This window comes from Kushneria phosphatilytica, from assembly GCF_008247605.1.
Lineage (GTDB): Bacteria > Pseudomonadota > Gammaproteobacteria > Pseudomonadales > Halomonadaceae > Kushneria > Kushneria phosphatilytica.
In genome coordinates, this window is record NZ_CP043420.1 from 3,270,955 (window position 1) to 3,291,244 (window position 20,290).

21 protein-coding genes are annotated in these 20,290 nt (G+C 60.4%); 10 read left to right on the plus strand and 11 right to left on the minus strand.

Annotation, left to right across the window (positions count from 1 at the left end):
- The first annotated feature begins 183 nt into the window (after positions 1 to 183).
- Complete coding sequence (locus tag FY550_RS15235) at positions 184 to 873, plus strand: alpha/beta hydrolase (protein ID WP_149054643.1); 690 nt, start codon at positions 184 to 186, stop codon at positions 871 to 873.
- 11 nt (positions 874 to 884) lie between these two features.
- Here FY550_RS15235 and FY550_RS15240 read toward each other — a convergent pair whose 3' ends face one another.
- From FY550_RS15240 to pdxR, 3 genes are all read right to left on the minus strand, one after another.
- Positions 885 to 1,805: a DNA/RNA non-specific endonuclease gene (locus FY550_RS15240; protein WP_070979639.1), complete on the minus strand. Its 921-nt coding sequence runs from the start codon at positions 1,803 to 1,805 to the stop codon at positions 885 to 887.
- A gap of 84 nt (positions 1,806 to 1,889) precedes the next feature.
- On the minus strand, positions 1,890 to 2,159 hold the full coding sequence (locus FY550_RS15245; protein WP_070979642.1) for a DksA/TraR family C4-type zinc finger protein: 270 nt from the start codon (positions 2,157 to 2,159) through the stop codon (positions 1,890 to 1,892).
- Positions 2,160 to 2,177: 18 nt separating this feature from the next.
- Positions 2,178 to 3,614: a MocR-like pyridoxine biosynthesis transcription factor PdxR gene (gene pdxR / locus FY550_RS15250; RefSeq protein ID WP_070980400.1), complete on the minus strand. Its 1,437-nt coding sequence runs from the start codon at positions 3,612 to 3,614 to the stop codon at positions 2,178 to 2,180.
- Between the two features lie 137 nt (positions 3,615 to 3,751).
- Here pdxR and FY550_RS15255 point away from each other — a divergent pair, with 137 nt between their 5' ends.
- The 3 genes from FY550_RS15255 to FY550_RS15265 are packed head-to-tail and all read left to right on the plus strand — an operon-like array spanning position 3,752 to position 5,604.
- On the plus strand, positions 3,752 to 4,222 hold the full coding sequence (locus tag FY550_RS15255) for a GNAT family N-acetyltransferase (RefSeq protein ID WP_070979644.1): 471 nt from the start codon (positions 3,752 to 3,754) through the stop codon (positions 4,220 to 4,222).
- A complete protein-coding gene (locus FY550_RS15260; RefSeq protein WP_070979647.1) occupies positions 4,219 to 4,950 on the plus strand; it encodes a GNAT family N-acetyltransferase in 732 nt (243 codons plus the stop codon). The genes FY550_RS15255 and FY550_RS15260 overlap by 4 nt, the downstream gene beginning before the upstream one ends.
- 3 nt (positions 4,951 to 4,953) lie before the next feature.
- Positions 4,954 to 5,604: an FMN-binding negative transcriptional regulator gene (locus FY550_RS15265; RefSeq protein ID WP_070979650.1), complete on the plus strand. Its 651-nt coding sequence runs from the start codon at positions 4,954 to 4,956 to the stop codon at positions 5,602 to 5,604.
- A 67-nt stretch (positions 5,605 to 5,671) separates the two neighbouring features.
- Here the strand turns inward: FY550_RS15265 and FY550_RS15270 are convergent, their stop codons facing one another.
- From FY550_RS15270 to FY550_RS15295, 6 genes are all read right to left on the minus strand, one after another.
- Complete coding sequence (locus FY550_RS15270; RefSeq protein WP_070979652.1) at positions 5,672 to 6,757, minus strand: SMP-30/gluconolactonase/LRE family protein; 1,086 nt, start codon at positions 6,755 to 6,757, stop codon at positions 5,672 to 5,674.
- A gap of 203 nt (positions 6,758 to 6,960) precedes the next feature.
- Positions 6,961 to 7,221, minus strand: coding sequence for a hypothetical protein (locus FY550_RS15275; protein ID WP_139148724.1), 261 nt, complete (start codon positions 7,219 to 7,221; stop codon positions 6,961 to 6,963).
- A gap of 180 nt (positions 7,222 to 7,401) precedes the next feature.
- A complete protein-coding gene (locus FY550_RS15280; RefSeq protein WP_070979657.1) occupies positions 7,402 to 8,013 on the minus strand; it encodes a YqaA family protein in 612 nt (203 codons plus the stop codon).
- A gap of 126 nt (positions 8,014 to 8,139) precedes the next feature.
- Positions 8,140 to 8,514, minus strand: coding sequence for a hypothetical protein (locus FY550_RS15285; RefSeq protein ID WP_139148725.1), 375 nt, complete (start codon positions 8,512 to 8,514; stop codon positions 8,140 to 8,142).
- 116 nt (positions 8,515 to 8,630) lie between these two features.
- Positions 8,631 to 10,085, minus strand: coding sequence for a sodium:solute symporter family protein (locus FY550_RS15290; RefSeq protein ID WP_070979661.1), 1,455 nt, complete (start codon positions 10,083 to 10,085; stop codon positions 8,631 to 8,633).
- Positions 10,078 to 10,275, minus strand: coding sequence for a hypothetical protein (locus FY550_RS15295; protein WP_070979664.1), 198 nt, complete (start codon positions 10,273 to 10,275; stop codon positions 10,078 to 10,080). The genes FY550_RS15290 and FY550_RS15295 overlap by 8 nt, the downstream gene beginning before the upstream one ends.
- A 294-nt stretch (positions 10,276 to 10,569) precedes the next feature.
- On the opposite strand from FY550_RS15295, the gene FY550_RS15300 reads away from it, so the two are divergent.
- A complete protein-coding gene (locus tag FY550_RS15300) occupies positions 10,570 to 12,804 on the plus strand; it encodes an NADP-dependent isocitrate dehydrogenase (protein WP_070979666.1) in 2,235 nt (744 codons plus the stop codon).
- Positions 12,805 to 12,916: 112 nt separating this feature from the next.
- Positions 12,917 to 13,324, plus strand: a complete 408-nt coding sequence (locus FY550_RS15305; RefSeq protein WP_149054644.1) for a VOC family protein — start codon at positions 12,917 to 12,919, stop codon at positions 13,322 to 13,324.
- Between the two features lie 78 nt (positions 13,325 to 13,402).
- On the opposite strand, the gene FY550_RS15310 is transcribed toward FY550_RS15305, so the two are convergent.
- Complete coding sequence (locus tag FY550_RS15310; protein WP_070980404.1) at positions 13,403 to 13,942, minus strand: hypothetical protein; 540 nt, start codon at positions 13,940 to 13,942, stop codon at positions 13,403 to 13,405.
- Positions 13,943 to 14,131: 189 nt separating this feature from the next.
- On the opposite strand from FY550_RS15310, the gene FY550_RS15315 reads away from it, so the two are divergent.
- The 3 genes from FY550_RS15315 (at position 14,132) to FY550_RS15325 (ending at position 16,828) form a co-directional block, all read left to right on the plus strand.
- Positions 14,132 to 15,037: a DMT family transporter gene (locus tag FY550_RS15315; protein WP_070980406.1), complete on the plus strand. Its 906-nt coding sequence runs from the start codon at positions 14,132 to 14,134 to the stop codon at positions 15,035 to 15,037.
- 204 nt (positions 15,038 to 15,241) lie between these two features.
- Positions 15,242 to 15,694, plus strand: coding sequence for a hypothetical protein (locus FY550_RS15320; protein WP_070979671.1), 453 nt, complete (start codon positions 15,242 to 15,244; stop codon positions 15,692 to 15,694).
- 72 nt (positions 15,695 to 15,766) lie between these two features.
- A complete protein-coding gene (locus FY550_RS15325) occupies positions 15,767 to 16,828 on the plus strand; it encodes a PA0069 family radical SAM protein (protein ID WP_070979673.1) in 1,062 nt (353 codons plus the stop codon).
- An 88-nt stretch (positions 16,829 to 16,916) separates the two neighbouring features.
- Here the strand turns inward: FY550_RS15325 and FY550_RS15330 are convergent, their stop codons facing one another.
- A complete protein-coding gene (locus FY550_RS15330) occupies positions 16,917 to 18,122 on the minus strand; it encodes a GGDEF domain-containing protein (protein ID WP_070979675.1) in 1,206 nt (401 codons plus the stop codon).
- Between the two features lie 376 nt (positions 18,123 to 18,498).
- Here FY550_RS15330 and FY550_RS15335 point away from each other — a divergent pair, with 376 nt between their 5' ends.
- Complete coding sequence (locus FY550_RS15335) at positions 18,499 to 20,193, plus strand: hypothetical protein (RefSeq protein ID WP_070979678.1); 1,695 nt, start codon at positions 18,499 to 18,501, stop codon at positions 20,191 to 20,193.
- Positions 20,194 to 20,290 lie beyond the last annotated feature (97 nt).

The window sequence follows — 20,290 nt, forward strand, 5'->3', positions numbered from 1 at the left end:
GCGCTGCCAGCCTCTCATGCTGGAGTCTGAGACCTTCGCATGAGAACACTCCCGCGGAGCATGAACCCAGTCACCGGCGCTGTGCCGCAACGCGCCTTATCGGGCAATCGGCGCGGATCGGCATGATGATGTCGGCGCTACCGGGTAATCCTGAGGCATCGTTTCATTGCCCAGGATCGCGCCATGACCCACACACTCACCACCATCCTCGAGCCCGACAGTGACCAGTTCGCCAATGCCAGCGTCATCGTGCTGCATGGTGCCGGCGGTCAGGGCAATGATTTTCGTCCGCTGATGCCGCTTTTGAAGTTGCCCGCCAGCCAGGGGCTCATGCGGTTTCTGCTGCCCGATGCCGCCCTTCGACCGCTGGACGACAGCGAGATCGAACGCAGCGCCTGGTATAACCGACCGGATGACAACGGCAAGCGCGATGACACCGGGCTGGCCATTGCCACTGCCTGGGTGCAGGTATTGATCGAACACGAGATCGAGCAGGATATCGACAGTCGACGCATCTTCCTCATCGGTTTCCAGCAGGGCGCCGAGGTGGCCTGTCGTGCCGCCCTCACCTTCGGATCGCGTCTGGGCGGGGTGGTCGCCATGTCGGCCGATCTCACCACGCTTGCTACGACGGATGTCAACGAGGCCAATCGCGACCTGCCACTGCTGATTCAGCATGGCTTCCGCGACGACATGATTGCCGAGCACCGGGCCCGGGCCGGCGCCGACCGGCTGAAGCACCAGGGGCTGACGGTGGACTACCACCCCTATGATATGCCCCACGGTTTCTGTACCACTCAGCTGCACGATGTGCGTCGCTGGCTGGGGGCGCGACTCAAGGCCGCGCCGTTACCGGTCTGGCGCTGCTTCTGAGCCAGCGCAGGTCAGAGGCGAATATCCTCCGGTCCGTTGATCACGGCATCAATACGGGTACCGGTATCGTGCTCCTCATTGGAGAAGCCATCAAAGCCCGCAAGCGCACCGAAATCGAGCTCGACCAGTGATGCGATGCGCGACACGCTGCGCTGATAAGTGCGGTACTGGCCGAACATGAACCCGAGCCGGTCGAGATCCTCGGCCTGCTCGATCATGTAACCACTCGCTGAAGGCTTGCCATCGCGATCGACAAAGGCCACTACCTTCCAGAAGGCTTCGGGGATCTGCACCCCCCGATAACAACGATCGCTGTCACGCAGCACCGGACCGGTAAACACCGTGATGCGCTGGTCATCGGCACGCGCATGATCGATCAGATAATCTTCCAGTCCCAGCCATGTCTGCTGATTGAACCCCGCCATCTGCGGGCTGCAGTTGGTGAAGTGGAAGGTATCACGATTGGCCTGCTCGGCCTGCTCACCCCAGTTGGGTGCCGTACGGCGTACCAGATGACCGCGATCAAGTGGATTGTCGGCGTAGAGTGCCTCGCCGAGCTGACACTCACGCGGGATGCGATCGTCATAACGCCAATGATCATCGCCCCGCTCGATGCGACGCAGCTGCTTGCCATCGATATTGAGTGCGGTGAAGATCGCCAGCCGTCGCGAGCGCGACATCACGATCGAGAAGTGGGTGTAGTCGAGCCGATTGTCACTGCTGCCCTCGACCGGGGTGACGTCATCGGCACGCTGGCCGACCGGCGTCGGTAGCGGCACCTCGAAATCGGGTAGAAAGTCACTGTCATACCCCTGTCGATCAGCCAGCGATTCAGCAGCAGAAGCCGTCGCCGTGCGCTGTGGTGCCTGAGCCGGGGAAGGGACAAGTGCCGATAGATCCCTCAGCACTGGGCGGTGGTCGCGGTCGGTCATGAAGACGCTCCGAAACGGATGGAACCTTCAGCCTGGCAGACACCGATCACTTTCACGTGACAGTAACGCGACAGCCCGGCGCGCTCAGCGTAACTGACTGTCCTTGCTGCCGCGGCGATTGATACTGCCGCTTTGCCGCAGCCGACGATCCTCTTGCGCCTGACACTCGACACAGAGTCGTACGCCGGGGATCGCCTCACGGCGTTTTTGAGGAATCTCGGCATCGCACAGCTCGCAGTGGCTCAGACTTTCGCCACTTTCCCCCAGATGACTGCGTGCCTGACGAATGCCGTCCTCGACGGTGTCGTCAATCTGCTCCTGTACTGCACCATCTCTTGCCCAACCGTTGGCCATGGAAGCTCTCCTCCTTCATCAGGTGCCGGTACGCAGCGTCTGCCAGGCTCGCACCAGCCAGCCACCGGCACGCGTGATTCTTTCTTCATTACTACCAGCGTAGCCCAGCACCAAACCGGGCTCAGGCTTGTTTCCAACGAAATATTTCGACAGCGGCGACAGTACGGTGCCTGCTTCATTACCCGCTTCAACCAGCGTACGCTCCAGTGATGCCGATTCCAGCGAGGCCAGCAGATGCATACCGGCGTGCCCGGCAGAGAGGCTCAACCCCTCGGCAGTCGCCGGCGCCAGTACCTGGCGCAGCACTGTCTGGCGGTGCTGATAGACACGGCGCATGCGCGCTATATGGCGGGCGAAATACCCCCGCTCGATGAAATCGGCCAGAGCCGCCTGGGTAACATACTGCCCCTCCCGGTTGAGTCTCGCATTGGCACGCCGAAAGGGCTCGATCAATGAGGGCGGCAGCACCAGGTAACCCAGTCGCAGACCGGGATAGAGCACCTTGCTGAAGGTGCCAACGTAGATCACACGGGTCCGCTCGCTCAGCCCTTGCAGCGAGGCAAGCGGCGGCGTGGCATAGCGAAACTCGCTGTCGTAGTCATCCTCGATAAGCCAGGCATCGTGTCGCTCGGCGCTTTCCAGCAGCGCCAGTCGACGGGCCAGAGACAGCGTTACGCCACGCGGATACTGATGCGATGGCGTCACATAAATCAGCGCTGGCGGCTTTGCATCGCTCGGCACCCGAGCAGGATCCATCCCTTCGTCATCAACCGGCACCGGTACCAGTGCAAGCCCCGCTGCACGAAAGGCCGCCTGCGCCCCGCCGTAACCCGGCTCCTCGATCCAGGCACTGTCGCCGGGATCGGCCAGCAACCGGGCAATCAGCTCGAAGCCCTGCTGCGCGCCCTGGGTGATCAGAATCTGTTGCGGCGTGCAGCGCACCGAGCGTGACAGCCGCAGATAGTCGCAGAGCGCTTCCTTCAGTGCCTGTACGCCACCCTCCATGCGATAAGCCAGCCACTGCTCGGGGGCACGCTGCTGATGCCGGCGCAGCAGTCGCTGCCACTGCTCACGGGGGAACAGATCCAGCGCCGGCACACCAGGGGCAAAGGCATGATGTGATGTGTTGAGGACCGCGCAGTGCGCCAGCAGGGCACTGCCGCGGGCAGAGAGCGCGCCTTCGGCAGTATCCATCGGACCTGGCGACTCGAATGCAGGCAGTGCCAGCCGGGCCACAAACAACCCCGCGCCCGGTCTGGAGATGACAAACCCCTCGGCCACCAGACGTTCCAGCGCGGTCAGTACCGTATTGCGTCCGATCGAGAGTTCCCCGGCCAGTCGCCGCGAGGAGGGCAACGCAGCGCCCGGGGTCAGCGTACCGGTCTGAATCCAGCCACGCAGTGTGGTATAGAGCGCACCGCTCAATGTCGCACTACCACGCTGAGGCAGCTCCATGGCCAGGGCCTCGATAATTCGATCGCTGTGGGCAAACTCGCTCACCGGTTCCCCCTTTTTTGTTTAAACCGGCTCTTATTGGAGAACCAGTATGCCGCGATCATATCGATACATCATGACCCGAGAGAAATGCCGCCATGGCCATTGTTCGCCCTGCCACCCACGATGATCTCGACGCACTGGTCACGCTGCTCGATGACTATCGCGTCTTCTATCGACAGCCAAGTGATAAACGCGCTGCCCGCGACTTCCTGTCCGCACGCTTCGGTCGTGGTGACTCGCATCTGCTGGTACATGAAACGCATGACGGACGTGTGACCGGGTTTGTGCAGCTCTATCCGGTGCTCTCCACTGTCAGTCTGCCACCGCGCTGGATTCTCAACGATCTGTTCGTCGCTGCTGACGCGCGCAGCCGGGGCGTCGGGCGTGCGCTGATGATGGCCACCACCGAACTCGCCCGCGAACATGACGTACCCCGGCTGACACTGGTGACTCAGGTCGACAACCATTCAGCCCGGCGGCTCCATGAGTCGCTGGGCTGGCAGCGTGTGAATGATTTCTACAGTTATACGCTGGATCTGACGCCGGGTGAGGCTGAGACACCATGAACGAACCATGGACCCGCGTCGAGCAGCCGGTCGGGTTTGCGGTGCCTGACTGGCAGCCGCCGCCACATCCCGGCCCGCCGCGCCTGGCCGGCAGCTATTGCCGTATCGAACCGCTGGAGGCATCACGCCATTCAGACGCACTATTCCAGTCCTGGCAGTCGAGTGAAGAGTGCAAGGCACGCTGGGTCTACCTCGGTGGCTGCCCCTTTGATGACCTTCCCGGCTGCCGGAAGTGGCTGGCCCATCAGGCCGCAAATGATGATCCAGCCTTCATGGCCATCATCGATGCCGCCAGCCATCAGGCAACCGGGACGGCCGCGTATCTCAATATCGTGGCCGAACACGGCACCATTGAACTCGGACATCTGAGTTTTTCATCCCGTCTGGCTCGCACGCCGGCCGCCACCGAAGCCCTCTATCTGCTGATGCGTCACGCCTTCGCGCTGGGTTATCGCCGCCTGGAGTGGAAGTGCGATGCGCTCAATGTACCTTCACGCCGGGCCGCCGAGCGGCTCGGGTTCAGCTTCGAAGGTATCTTCCATCAGCATCGGGTGGTACAGGGCCATAATCGCGACAGCGCCTGGTTTGCCCTGCTCGATCATCAATGGCCGAGACTGGTCCCGTGCTTCCGACAGTGGCTGGCACCGGAGAATTTCGATGCCGGGGGAAGACAGCACACAGCGCTGTCGACGCTTACTGCGGCTGCCTTGCAACGAGAGGAGGCATAGTCCATGTACCTGCCCTGCCATTTCACGCTCGACGATCCGCTTGCCCTGCAGGCGACGATGCATGCACAGCCGTTCGCTACCCTGGTGACTATCACCAACGCCGGGCTGACGGTGGATCACCTGCCATTGCTGTTTGACCCGAATGATGCCGAGCACGGGGTACTGCGCGGCCATATCGCCCGCGCCAATCCCTTGTGGCGGGAAGATATCCTTGAAGCGCTGGCGATCTTTCATGGTCCGCAGCACTACATTACTCCTGCATGGTATCCGGCCAAACGCGAACACGGCCGGGTGGTGCCGACCTGGAACTATCTTGTTGTGCATGCCCGGGGCAGGCTTGCCTTCATCGAGGACCCTGGATGGCTGAAGGCGCATGTGGCCGCACTCGCTGTCTGCTTCGAAAAGCATCGAGCCCAGCCATGGTCAATCGCGGATGCGCCACAGGAGTATATCGATGGCATGTGCCGCGGCATCATCGGCCTGGAGCTGACCATCACTGGCCTGACCGGCAAGCACAAGGCCAGCCAGCATCGCGATGAGGGTGAGCGTACCGCCATCTACGCAGGCCTGCAGGAGGAATATGGTCTTGATGCCGATGACGCCGCGACGCTAATTGGCCTTTACCCGCTCAATGAGAAGGAGATATCCGAGTGAACGCGCCTCTTGGCCGAACATGCGCCCGTGACACGCCGGCCGCCTGGTTGCAGGCGGCCGGACAAGCTCAGAGCGTACCGCGGGTTGCCGTGTAAATCGTATAGACCGAGCGGCTGGCGAGCATCAGCAATCGATTACGATGCTCACCTACGAAACAGAGATTGGCGCAGTGCTCAGGAAGCACAATGGCACCGAGTCGCTTGCCGTCAGTGTTGAAAACCACCACCCCGCTGTCATCTTCTCCCGAGCCGGCGGCACTGGCCCAGAGATTGCCATGGATGTCACAGGCGATGCCGTCGTGCGTCACCGATTTGGCTGTCACGAAGGTGCGTCGGTTCTGCAGCCGTTTGCCGCCATCGGCGACATCCCAGCAGTAGATGCGTGAGGTGTAGCTGTCGGTGCTTTGCGTATCGCAGGCATATAAACGCTGATGATCGGCGGTTAACGCCACCCCATTGGGGCGCTCCAGGGTTTCGTCGAGCACGATCGGTGCCTGGAGCGAGTCATCGATATAGTAGATTCGGGTCGGCAGCGACAGTTCGCGTTCCAACCCTTCATAATCAACCCGGGCGCCATAGCCGGGATCAGTGAAGATGATACCGCCACCGGGCAGGGTCACCAGATCATTGGGGGCATTCAGCGGTTTGCCATCCACATGACTGACCAGCGTGGTCACGCTGCCATCCCACTCATAACGCACGACTTGCGGCGGGTAGTGTTCGCAGCTGACCTGGCGGCCGTGGTCGTCGAATTCGTTGCCGTTGGAATAGCCCACTTGCTCACGCAGCAGGCTGACATCGCCGGTAACTTCATCCCAGCGCATCTGGCGCTGGCGAGGGATATCGCTGAATACCGCATAACGCCCTACCGCATTCCAGGCAGGGCCTTCCAGCCATAGCCCTCCCGTATAGTGACGTTGTAGCGGCGTATTGCCGATAAACAACTGCTTGAAGGCAGGATCATCGATACGCCATGCAGGGTCCGGATACCCCCGTGGACGATTGAAGGCATCCTTTGAAGTATCGGCCAACGCCATGCCCGGCAGCGCCGATACCGCCAGCGCCGTAGCGCCTCCTGACAGAAAGCCGCGCCGTGACAGACCCGTCCGCTCGGTCGCGATGTGCTCATCCCTGTCCTGCTGTTGATCCGCCATACTGGCTCCCTCCTTTGATTACCCCCTGCCGATATGGCAGCGACGTCACGCCCACCGTACGACGAATGGCGCCGAATAGCCTGAAGACACGACCAAGGTGCAATACGGCCATTGCCTGAAGAGAAGGAAGAAGGGAGGCAGACCATGGCAGTGGCGACGACTCAACCGATATCGACACTGCCGGGACCGAAATCCGTCAGGACCTAGGCAGCGTGACCAAGGGCCATATGCCGCAACGGGCATGGCTGATGGTTGAGCGGGCACCAGGGGAAGGGTTGGCTCAGCATCGCATCCCGGATGGAGAGGATGCGTGCCCGCTGACTGCCGGTCGAGGGGTCGAGCAGCTGATGAGGGCGACCATTGAGTGTCACCATGACCGGCTCGGCGAATACCACGGCATCATTATCGAGATCATTGCGACGAACGTTCTCAAAGCCGAAACGAAGCTGGGCTGCATGGTGCATGGTGGCTCTCCCGCGCTCGAAAAAAAGGGCGCATCCGATGATATGCCACTCATTATCCCTGATGTGCAGGAAAACGCCAATACCCCGCATTTTTACGCGCTTTGAGCGATGATCGATACCAAATGATAATTTTTCCCGTTTGAAATCGACTCCTGCCCTTGTGGTGGCAGCCACCACGCCTCAGCCACTGCCGGTCCACCAGCCGAAGAGCTTGTAGAGCAGATACGCGGCCACCAGAACCACCAGCACGAGCTTCATCACGCGTTCGTGACGGCGCCAGATCTCACGAGCGCGATCGCCGGCGAAGCGAACCAGCAGCGCCAGACCAAAATATCGCACGCTACGCGCCAGCAGCGAGGCCAGTACAAACAACACGAAGGAGTAACCGGTACTGCCGGCAACCAGCATGGCTATCTGAAAGGGAATCGGAATGATGGCGATCGACAGCACGGCAACAAACCCATTGTCGCTGAAGCGCTGGTCGAACTGATCGAAGGCGGCCTGGCCACCGAACAGTTGAATCAGCTGGTCACCAAACTGATTCATTGCCCAGGCCCCCAGTGCATAACCGATGCAGGCTGCCGTCAGATTACCCAGCAGTGCCACCAGTGCCAGTCGCCACAGCTTCTTCGGACGAGCCACCATCCAGGGTAACAGAATGGTTTCGATCGGGATCGGCACGATCAGCGTCTCCATGATCGATGCCAGAAAGAGCCCCCAGTACGCGCGGGGGTCATCCATCCATTGACTCAGGCGCTGCCCGAGCCGTTGCTGCCAGTGCTGCCAATCCATGCGTGTCTGCCTGTTCGATTGCGAGTCCTCAGCATGGAAAAGAGTGCCCGATTTCTACAGTCCCAGCCTGTCATGAAAATAAAAAAAACCTCCTGTAGAAGGAGGCGATGGCATGGCTGAGCGCGCTTATTGATCACCGTCGTGATCAGCCTGTCCGTTACTGTCATGCTGGTCCGCATCCTGCTGTCGGACCCAATCCTCCAGACCGCCATCCGCGTGCCCGGTGTTATCGTGATGACGGCTGTCAGGCTGTGGCGTGGCTTCCCTCTCTCCGGGCCCGGTATCACTGGACCCGGGATGGGCTTGACTGTTATCGCCTCGCAGCTCGTTGGACATGCTGCGCTGGTCCCGTTGCTGTCGGGTCGGCGGGATGTTCTGCGGCAGTTCGCGGCGCTCCTGCGCCTGTGGGGTGTCCGTATCTGTCTGCGAAGCGGTTGCCAGCGTCGGCACGACCACCAGGGACAGCACCAGGGGCATCATCCTCCATGCAAACCGTTTCATGAGCGCTCCTGACATAGGGGTATACCATCACGCTAGTGTGCCTGAGCGCTTCGAACCAGATCGCCCATCGTCTCATGTCGGCATTGGGCGACAGAGCGGGACTGCCTGCCCTCCCTTCAACGACCATTGGCAGCCTGCATGAAGTCAACGGCTCGCTCATCAGCCGCTCGGGTCAGCAGGCTCACGCCCACAAAGAGCACACCCGAAAGCCCGATACCCCAGATCCCCGGCGGTAATCCCAGTGGATGAAAGCCGCTGAACTGACTGACAAGTACGGCCCCACCGGCACCGAGAATGCTGATCAGCGCTCCGGCCGCGGTACCCCGGCGCCAGAAAAAGGCACCGATGATGGCCGGCACGATCACCACCAGCCCGGCCGAGGCCGCCACCGACAGCACCGCAATCAGATCGAGCTGCAGTTCGGCAAAGGCCAGCGCCAGCAATGCAATCAGCGGGATCACCCAGACCCCGCACCGTAGCTGCGCGCGTTCGCTTACTGACGGTCGCGCTCGGGCATACACGTCCCGGGCGATCATCGAAGAGAGGGTGAGCATGATCGAATCGATGGTCGATACTGCCGCCGCCAGAATGCCCACCATCACGATCACACCCAATAGCGGCGGCACATGGGTGGAGGCAAGCAGAGTGGGTGTAGCCAGATCGGCCTTGGCGAGACCGGGAAAGGCGACCAGCGCCGAGAAGCCCCATAGCACCGACACCAGGGTATAGATGAGACCGAACACCATGAAACCCAGCAGCATGCGGCGCATCGCGCCCAGTGAGGCCGGCATGAACAGACGCTGACTGACCTGCGGATTGGAGAGCGAGAAGAAAAACCACGGAATGGTCAGCCCGAGAAAGGTCGTCAGACTGAATAGACCGCTACCCGGCACACTCAATGCCTGTGGATGTTCGCTTGCCAGGGTGTTGAACAGCGCCCCGAAACCGCCCAGACCATGGACCACCAGCAGCGCCACCAAAGTGGAGGCAACAATCATGAACAGCGCCTGCAGGGCATCGGTCCACATCACCGAGCGGATACCCGAGATCCAGCTGAACACCAGCGCCAGCAGGGTGGCCACGATGACACCGGTGGTAAACGAAATCGCCCCACCACTCATGCCGGAGAGCAGATACCCGACACCGGCGAGCTGAACTGCCGCATAGGGGATCAGAAACAGGCAGCTGGTCAGCGCCACGACCACGGCCACGACACTGCTCGCATAGCGGTGACCGAGCATCTCGCTGGGGGTAATGAAACCGAAGCGGCGCCCGACCGTCCAGAAGCGTGGCCCGAAGATGGCCACCAGCGAGACGCCAGCGAAGTAGACGATCTCGAAGCCGAATGCCCCGACACCGCCGGCGTAGGTCAGCCCGGCCAGCCCCACCATCATGAAGGCACTGTAGGTGGTGGCACTATAGCTGAGTGCTGACACAAACCCGCCCATACGGCGATTACCGAGAAAATAGCCACTCATGTCCCGGGCCGTGCCCGAACGAGAGCGCCAGGCAGTGATCAATGCGGCCAGCAGATAGACCGCGATAGCCGCCCAGATCAGCAGTTCACTCATCCTTGCTCTCCCACCCGGTCAGAAAACGCCGGGTCACCAGCGCATTGATGATGATCACCAGCACACCAATAACCGCCCATGCCAGAAAGCTGCCATACCAGGCCTGGACGTGGCGTAACGGCCCAAACGGGAGCAGATAGCAAAGCGCCACCAGCACCCAGACGAGATGTATCCAGCGACTTGTTCTCATTGCGGGCTCCCTGGCCCACACATCGGGCCCCTCGACAGAGCCGCCAGCATAGCGCAACGGACTTATGTTCGAAATAAGCAAAAGTGGCATTTTATCCTGCCTGTTCACTTCCGCCTCTCGCCGCCATACAGGACATGAGCGCGCCCGAGTGCGCTGTTATACTCCAGCCGGATTATCCGATTGTCGACACTGGCCCCGAATGGCCGGCCGATTCGCCTGACATCTCCTATCCTGACAAGCCGATTATCACTCAGGATTCATGCCATCGCAGTGACAAGAGAGGTTAACGCCACGATGTCCGAAACGCCGAAGATCATCTACACGCTTACCGACGAGGCCCCTGCGCTGGCCACTCACTCCCTGCTGCCGATCATCGATGCCTTTACCGATTCGGCCGGGATCACCGTGGAGACCCGGGATATTTCGCTGGCCGGTCGGATCATCGCCCAGTTCCCGGATTATCTGAACGATGATCAGCAGATCGCCGATCATCTCGCCGAGCTGGGGGAAATGACTCAGAAACCCGAGGCCAACATCATCAAGCTGCCCAACATCAGCGCCTCGGTACCTCAGCTCAAGGCCGCCATTCGGGAGCTGCAGAGCCAGGGTTACAATCTGCCGGACTATCCGGATGAGCCCGCCGGCGACAATGAGAAGGACATTCGCGCACGCTATGACCGGGTCAAGGGCAGTGCCGTCAATCCGGTGCTGCGCGAAGGCAACTCCGACCGCCGCGCGCCTCAGTCGGTCAAGAACTATGCGAAGAAGTACCCGCATCGCATGGGGCAGTGGTCGAGCGATTCGAAGTCGCATGTCTCGCACATGAGCGAAGGCGACTTCTATGGCAGCGAGCAGTCCGCAGTCATCGACCGCCCCGGCTCGGTGAAGATCGAGCTGGCAACGAAGGACGGCAACACCAACCTGCTCAAGGAAGTCGCCGTTACCGAGGGCGAGGTGATCGACGGCGCGCGCATGAGCGAGCGACAGCTGCGCAAGTTCATCGATGGCGAGATCAAAGACGCCCGCGAACAGAACATCCTGTTCTCGCTGCACCTCAAGGCGACCATGATGAAGGTCTCTGATCCGATCATCTTTGGCACCGTGGTCAGCGAGTTCTATCGCGAGGTACTGGAGAAGCATGCTGATACCCTGAAGACACTCGGCTTTGACCCCAACAGCGGCGTCGGAGAGCTTTACTCGGTCATCGGCTCGCTGCCGCAGGATCAGCAGGACGAGATCAAGGCCGATATCGACGCGCTCTACAAGGAGCGTCCGCCGCTGGCGATGGTCGACTCCCACAAGGGCATTACCAACCTGCACGTCCCCAGCGACGTCATCATCGACGCCTCGATGCCGGCGATGATCCGTGATTCCGGGAAGATGTGGGGCGCCGATGACGCTCGCCACGACGCCAAGGCGGTGATCCCGGATCGCTGCTATGCCGGCATCTATCAGACCGTGATCGAGGACTGCAAGGCCAACGGCGCCTTCGACCCGACCACCATGGGCAGTGTCCCCAATGTCGGCCTGATGGCACAGAAGGCCGAGGAGTACGGCTCCCACGACAAGACCTTCCACATCCCGAGCGATGGCACCATGCGAGTGACCGACGCCAATGGTCAGTTGCTGTTCGAGCATGAGGTCGAACGCGGCGACATCTGGCGCATGTGCCAGACGAAGGATGCGGCCATTCAGGATTGGGTCAAGCTGGCGGTCAACCGTGCCCGCGATAGCGAAACACCGGCCATCTTCTGGCTCGATCGCGAGCGCGCCCACGATGCGCAGTTGATCGAGAAGGTCGAGCGCTATCTGAAGGAGCATGACACCAGTGGCCTGGACATCCGCATCATGGCACCGAACGAGGCGATGCGGGAAACACTGGCTCGTACCCGTCGCGGCGAAGACACCATTTCGGTGACCGGCAACGTGCTGCGCGACTACCTGACCGACCTGTTCCCGATCATGGAACTCGGTACCAGCGCCAAGATGCTCTCCATCGTGCCGCTGATGAATGGTGGCGGACTGTTCGAAACCGGTGCCGGCGGCAGCGCACCGAAGCACGTCCAGCAGCTGCTCGAGGAGAACCACCTGCGCTGGGATTCACTGGGTGAATTCCTGGCGCTGGCAGCCTCGCTGGAGCATCTCGGCAAGACCTTCGACAATGCCCGCGCACGCATCCTGGCGACCACGCTGGATCAGGCCAACAGCGAATTCCTCGCCAGCGACAAATCGCCCAAACGCAAGGTTGGCGAACTCGACAACCGGGGCAGCCACTTCTATCTCGCGCTCTACTGGGCGCAGGCGCTGGCCGAACAGGATGAGGACAGTGAGCTCAAAACGCTGTTCGGTGAGCTGGCGCAGACGCTGAGCGACAATGAAGCTGCCATCGTCGAGGAACTCAACGGCGTGCAGGGTCAGCCGGTGGAGCTCAAGGGTTACTATCACCCCGACCACAAGCTGGCCAGCCAGGCCATGCGCCCGAGTCGGATTCTCAACGATGCGCTGAACACGCTGTCGAGAAAGAGCTGAACCGGACTCGATTGACCGGGAACAGCAAACGGGCGCCAACAGGCGCCCGTTTTTTCTGCCTGCTATCGTTAACGACAGGAAGCATCGTTACGATTAAAAGAGGAGTTTTCCGATGCCAGTCCTGAAAGGCGTCGATCATATCCATGTTTTCGTGACCGACCGCCATGCTGCCGAGGCCTGGCACCACCGGGTACTTGGCATGACCCGCATTGAGTCGCTGGCTTTCTGGGCCGCAGATCCACAAGGCCCGCTGATGATCGCCGATGCATCGCAAAGCGTGTGTCTGTCACTTTTTGAGCGCCCGGCCCAACCCTGTCGGTCAACGCTGGCAATGAGGGTTTCCGGTGAGGCATTCCGCCAGTGGCGGGCTCATCTCGGTGAACAGCTGGCCACCCCACCAGGGCTGGAAGATCATGAGGTCGCCTGGTCGCTCTATTTCAAAGACCCTGATGGCAATCCCTTTGAAATCACCACCTACGAGTACGCCATGCTGGTCGACGAACTGCACGCTGCAGCATAGGCCGGCCCTCTTCCATGGAAGCCCCACCCTCGGCGGGTGTGTTACAACCATCAGTCATGATGGCCTGTAATGTACCGACTATCGGCTCAGCTCCACTTCGACCGTACTGTCCTTGCGTACCCTGACCTGCTTGAGAATGAAAGGGCTGCGTCCCCCACCCGGTAGCGCTACCGTACCGGCGACATAAAACACGCCGGCCGGAATACCGCTGGCGCTGAAATAGCCGCGGCTGTCGGTGGTTGTCGTATGGGTATAGGCACGGGCTCGTGGATCGGCAGGCTCGACCCGCTTGCCGGCCAGTGCCTGGCTTGCGGCTTCAGCAGAATATTCAGTGACCGGGGCGATCGATACCTGCTCATGATCGCCGTATACGGTGCCCCCCTCGGGACGCTGGTAGAACAGTCGCCCTTTCACTGTCGCGATACCGCTTTTCGGCAGCGCCGCATAGGTTTGTGCCGGAAACGGCACCTGGCGCCTGACGACCGGGCCGGTGGATTTCTCCGTGCCCGGCAACCACTCGCTGATCTGACGCTGCACGCTCTGACAGCCCGACAGTGCCAGCAGCAGCGCCACAGTGACCACGACCTTGCCGGTTCGCCGGTTGTTCCCTGCTCCCATGCCCCGCTCCTCCCCGATGATCATGCTCGACGCCCGGTCAGCGTTATACCGTGTTTTCTCAGCTTGCGCACCGCACCCTCCGGAAGCTGTTAATATTATTGAGGTGTCCTGCTCCAGGCATGCTGCCCCTCAGTACCATGGCGGTCAGCCCCCGGAGACCGCCCCCCTCTGCTGCACATGGGAGCCCTCGTGCCGCTTCGCGATTTCTATCTGGTCCTGACCGTCATCCTGATCTGGGCGTTCAATAACATCATGATCAAGCTGGGTCTGGCCGAGATGCCGCCACTTTTGATGACCACTCTGCGCTTTGCGCTGGTGGCGATGCTGATCGTGCCGTTCACAAGAATCACGCACGTGCAGCTGCCACTGGTGCTGAAGCTGGCCGCCAGCTTCGGTCTGATGCATTTCGGGTTTCTGTTCATCGGGCTCAACTATGCCGAAGCAGGCACCGGGGCGCTGCTGGTGCAGCTGGGCACGCCCTTTGCCACCATTCTGGCCGCCATTTTCCTGAAGGAGCGCCTGCGGCTGAAGCCGGTCATCGGTATGCTGGTCTCCTTTTCCGGTGTCGTGGTGCTGGCCGGTGGGCCTACCCTGCCCGGTCCGCTGGCGCTGACACTACTGCTGCTGAGTGCGCTGGGCTGGGCCATTACCAATCTGCTGGTCAAGACCGGTCCGGAGATCGAGCCGCTGACCATGGCCGGCTGGCTGTCGATGTTTGCCATCCCGCTGGTCGGCACAGGCTCGCTATTGTTTGAACAGCAACAGTGGACAGCCATGATGCAGGCCGGATGGCGGGGCTGGGGCGCGGTCATCTACAGCGCCGTGATGTCATCGATCATCGCCTACGGGCTATGGAATACCCTGCTGCGACGACATTCGGTGGCACGCCTCATTCCGCTGTCGCTTCTGACCCCATTGGTAGTGGTGCTGCTGGGCGTGCTGATGCTCGGCGAGAGCATGGCACTCAACAAGCTCATTGGCGGAGCGCTCGTGGTTGGCGGCATCGCTATTATCAACGTGCGACGGCTCAGGAAACCACCCGTTGGGGCGGCGCCCGAGGATAACGCACCCACCCGTCTACCAGAGCAGAAATGATCCTGTCACCGGGGCCTGGCCGTCTCCTGCTCAAGTAAAGCAGAGGTGAGACCAGGATTGATGTCACTCGCTGGCCCGATTGAGAAGGGACCGGCGCCCGGGTGCCGCGTGCCCTGGCGCTTCACATCCTGACAGAACAGGGTTAGACTTTGGTCTATATCGACCAAGGTCGTAGATGGCGTTCCCGTCAGGAGATCCCCCCTCATGTCACTGGCCACTTTCATGCCCCGGCTGTCGCGTTATACGGCGACGCTGCTCTCTTCGTTCACCGACACACCCACCGAACGCCCGCAAGTGGCACCGGCACCGCGTCGGACAGAGGCCCTCAGATATCAGGCCGTGCGCTCCGGTGGTCACTGCCTGTGTCTGGCCGAATTCAGTGACCCGGCAACGCCTCCCCTGCCGCTGTCCCTGCGCGATGACCTGCTTGATGATGCCTCTATTGCCAGCGATGCCGAACGCTTCGCCGTCACCTGGCTTGCGCATTATTTCGGCGATGATGAGCGAGCTCGTGAGCACAGCACTCACCTGGCCGATGTCATCGACCATCGACTCGCAGCCGGCGGCTTCATGACGCTTTATACCAGCGAGCTGAGTCATCTGATCAGTAGCGAACACGCCGGTCATCAGCCCAGCTGGGGCGCCTATCGTCTGTAATCCGATTCACCACTGGTAACCCCGACGCTTCCGAGATACTGTATAAAAGAACAGTAAATCGGGAGCATTTTCATGTGCGCCTCACCTATTCGCGGCCGTGGCGCCAGCCATAATCCACATCACCGTTTCGAGCAGATTCAGGTGGAGGCCGTGGACGACGGCTGGTGGCAGGACGACACCGAACCCACGCATGCCACCGAGGTACGGCTTGAGCAGAGCCGTTCGGCGATCTCGCGCAACAACTCGCCGGATATGCCCTTCGAGCGCTCGCTCAACCCCTATCGTGGCTGCGAACATGGCTGTATCTACTGCTTTGCCCGTCCGTCTCATGCCTGGTGGGATCTCTCCCCCGGACTCGATTTCGAAACCCGACTGATTGCACGGACCAATCTTGTCGAACAGCTCACCCGAGAGTTGCAGCATCCGGGCTACCAGTGCCAGCCGATCTGTATCGGCGCCAATACCGATCCCTATCAACCCATCGAGCGCGAACATCGTCTCACCCGTGGCGCGCTGGAAGTACTGCTCACCCATCGTCATCCGGCCACCGTCACGACCCGCAGCACGTTGATACTGCGCGATCTTGATCTGCTCACCCGCCTGGCCGAGCAGCGTCTGGTACGCGTCTTTATCAGCTTCACGACCCTGGATCGCGAGCTCAAGCGCATCATGGAGCCCCGAGCGGCTTCACCGCAGGGCAGGCTGCGTATCATCAAAACGCTCAACGAGCATGGGGTTCCGGTCGGAATCATCACTGCACCGATGATTCCGATGATCAACGACATGGAGCTGGAAAGGCTGCTCGAAGCCGGCTGCAATGCCGGCGCCACCAGCGCCGGTTACACTTTCCTGCGCCTGCCTCATGAAGTTCGACCACTGTTCGAACACTGGCTCTCGGAGCACTTCCCCGAGCGGGCCGAGCATGTCATGAGCCTGATTCGTCAGTCGCGGGGCGGGCGTGACTACGATAGCCGTTTCGGCCATCGCCTGCGGGGAGAAGGGCCGTTTGCCGAGCTGCTGGCGCAACGTTTTCGCCTCGCCATTCGAAGGCTGGGGCTCAACCGACGTCGCCAGGAACATGCGCTGGACTGCTCGCAGTTCAGCCCCCCGGGCCAGCAGATCGATCTGTTCTGAAATACCTTCGGATTTCTTGTGCCCAGGCACACCAGTACCCGACATGAGATACACTGTCGCCCTCCCGCTGGGCTCTCAGGGAGCGGGATTACTGTGCGGTGGGAGTCGCGTCCAGTATCACAACACGATTGCGGCCTGCCCGCTTGGCCTGGTAAAGCGCTTCATCGGCTATTCTGAAAAGCGACTCGATATCCCCTTCTCTCACGGGGCCTCGGGCCACACCCACACTGATGGTCAGCACCTCTGCAGTACTGCTGTAGTGATGAGGGATGCCAAGTCGCTGGATACTGGCATGCAGGCTCTCGATCCGGGTAATGGCGGCCTCCGCCCCGAGGGCGGTCATCGCAACGGCAAACTCCTCACCGCCCAGTCGTCCAACGCGCACATTCGGCTCCGAGAGCGTATCGAGAACCGCCGCAACACTTTGTAGCGCCTCATCGCCGGCAGGATGGCCGTACTGATCGTTGTAGGCCTTGAAGCTATCGACATCGATCATGGCAACAGTCATTGGCAGGCCGGATACATCGGCCCGGATATCCCCATTCAGTGCCGCATAGAAGCCACGTCGATTGGCCAGTCCGGTCAAGGGATCAAGCGCTGCCAGCCTGCCCAGCAGATCACGCTGACCGGCCAGCTGGCGCAACCGCACCTGTTCGCGTCTGAGCATCAGAAAATGGCGGCGGCGTTCGTTTTCCAGCATCCAGTTGGCTACCAGCGCCGGGCCGAGAATCACAAAGCCTGTCAGCAGATTATGCAACAGGAGAATCGGCGGCAGCACTGGAGAGTAAACGATCGCGGCCGTCTGTATGGCAAAGCCGACAAGTGCAATGATCAGCGCTACTTCGAAAGGCAGCGCCATGGCAATCACGGCACATATCAGAATGGCGTAATTGCCGATCAGAAAGCCCAGCGCCTGGAGGGAAGTCGACAAGCCCACCAGTATTGCCAAAAGCGCCACACCCAACAAAAGGTAGGCAGACACAGCCATCTGCTGAAAAAGAAAGGGACAGTCCGCCTGTCTCAACAGATAGAGCACGGCGAGGCCGCAGGGCAGCACGATACCGAAGCGAAAAGACAGTGCCACCCCTACCAGATCCGGGACCATCAGCCAATCGAGCAGGCCGAACCCCATGTAGAGTACCAGTGTTGCGATCAGCGACAGGACCATGACATGGCGCCGGTAGGCAATACCATGAGTCGCAAATGCCTGTTGCAGGGCCGATGGTATAGCGACCCGACGCAACACGCCTTCGGCTGCCAGCAAACGGTCCAGCTCGGCGATCTCTCTGTGCATGGCGAACTCCGCTTTCCCGATCACACCATCAGACCTGCCCCGAAGCATGTCGGCATTACCGCTTGCCCCTGGCAATGGCGTGCGGCAGAGCGAAAGGCTCGATGCTGGTTACCTTTCATATCGGCTCTGATAGCTAAAGATTGCTGGTCGCGCCGTTCAATTGACATTTAGTAACAATTATCAGGTAATGCCTTTTATTCAAAAACAATCAATTAAACGTTACTAACTCACCATCATTGAATTTCGTTCGATGCCGATAACCTGTCTGGCGCCACATCATGCCTTGATCGAATACAGCTCCGGGGCATGCGTTACGCCCGATCATTGAGCCAGTGGCACTCAACCAATACGGCAGGAAAGGGACAACAGGGGAATCATGAAACAACGCGGATTACTATTGACCACGGCACTCATCGGCAGTTTATGGCTCGGCGGGTGTGATCAGAAGGATACGTCAGAGGCACCACTGGCCCATGTACCGGCCAGCACCCCCTTCCTCTTCTCCAGTCTCGAAAGACCCGATGATCACACTCTGGAGGCCCTGCTGAAGCCGGCCAATGCAGCGCTCCAGAGCAATATCCTTCAGATGCGCCAGGTGGCTTCGCAGCTGGCCGATGATGGCTCCGAGGGGATGGCCAGGGCGATACGAATTATCGCGGATGAACTCGAAAACCAGCAGAGCTACCAGCAATTTGCCCGGGATATCGGCCTCGACCTCAAGGGACGCAGTGCTTTCTATGGTCTGGGCCTGATCCCGGTCATGCGCAGTACTGTCGCGGATAACGAACGCTATCGGCATTTTATCGATCAGTTGGCTGGTGCTGCCGGTCAGCCACTCAAGGAGCAGACACTCGATGATGTGACGTATCGTACTGCCGATCTCGGAGATTTACCGCTTCAGCTGATCAGCTCGGTCAGCGACCATACCGCTCTGCTGGCGATCGCTCCGAAGACGCTGGATGAGAGCACGTTAAAAGAACTGCTGGGCCTCTCGCTGCCGGAGAAAAGCATTCAGGACAGCCAGCGTCTGAGTCAGATTGCCGATAACAAGGGCTATCAGCCTTATGCCCTGGGTTACATCGATATCCAGCGATTGGCGACACTGATTGGCAAGGGCAACGACCCGATGCTGGTGGCACTGCAATCGACATCATCCGGCGCCGAGCTCAAGCAGATGGATGAAGCGTGTCAGGCCGACCTGTCTCGCCTGGCCGCCAGAATGCCTCGGTTCAGTACCGGCTATACGCAGATCGAGAGCGATCATCTCACACAACGTAGCGATCTGAGCCTGGCATCGGATATTGCCGCCCCCTTCGCCGCTCTTGAGGTGCCTCTGCCCGGTCTGGGTGATGCATCCAGCGATGCACCATTCGATCTGGCCATGGCCCTGCCTGTTGGCCAATTACGCGACTTTCTGAATCAGCAGCTCAAGCATATCCGAAACAACCCCTTCAACTGCGAAACCCTGGCCGATCTGAATCAGCAGGCCGATGATCTGGCCGGTAAAACCCATATGCTGGCCATACCGCCCTTTGGCAGTATTCGCGGCCTGCGGCTGGTACTTGATGACATCACACTCCCGCAGGATGGAACCGAACCCGACGGACGAGGCGCCATGGTACTGGCCTCAACCGATCCCGCCGGCACCCTGGCCATGGCCCAGGCAATGAGCCCGCTACTGGCCGGCATTGATCTCTCCCCCGATGGCAGCAGTACTGCACTTCCCGCCGCGCTCAGCGCGCTTGCCGATAACAAACCGCTCTGGGGTGCCATGAACGACAGGGCCCTGGGCCTGGCAGTGGGCAAGGATGAACAGACCCGTCTGGAACAACTGATGCAGGGAGAAAGCGGTCATCCCGGTCAGCTCATGAAGATGCAGATTTCCGATAAGATGTATGCCAACTGGATGCAGTTGTTCGAAACCCGCATGGCCGAGCGAGGCAATATGGAGATGAGTGACTATCTCTCATCGCTGCACAGCAAGCTTGACCGCATCCAGTCGATGTCATTCGACCTGCACATGGAAGATGACGGACTGGTCTTCGAAAATCGTACCGACTGGAAACCATGACGTTCAGACGAGACGAGCTTTCATCAGTCTGACCGGGGTCATCTAAACACCGCGGGCCCATGGCTCGCGGCCTTGTTTCAACACCTGTGGTGTCATC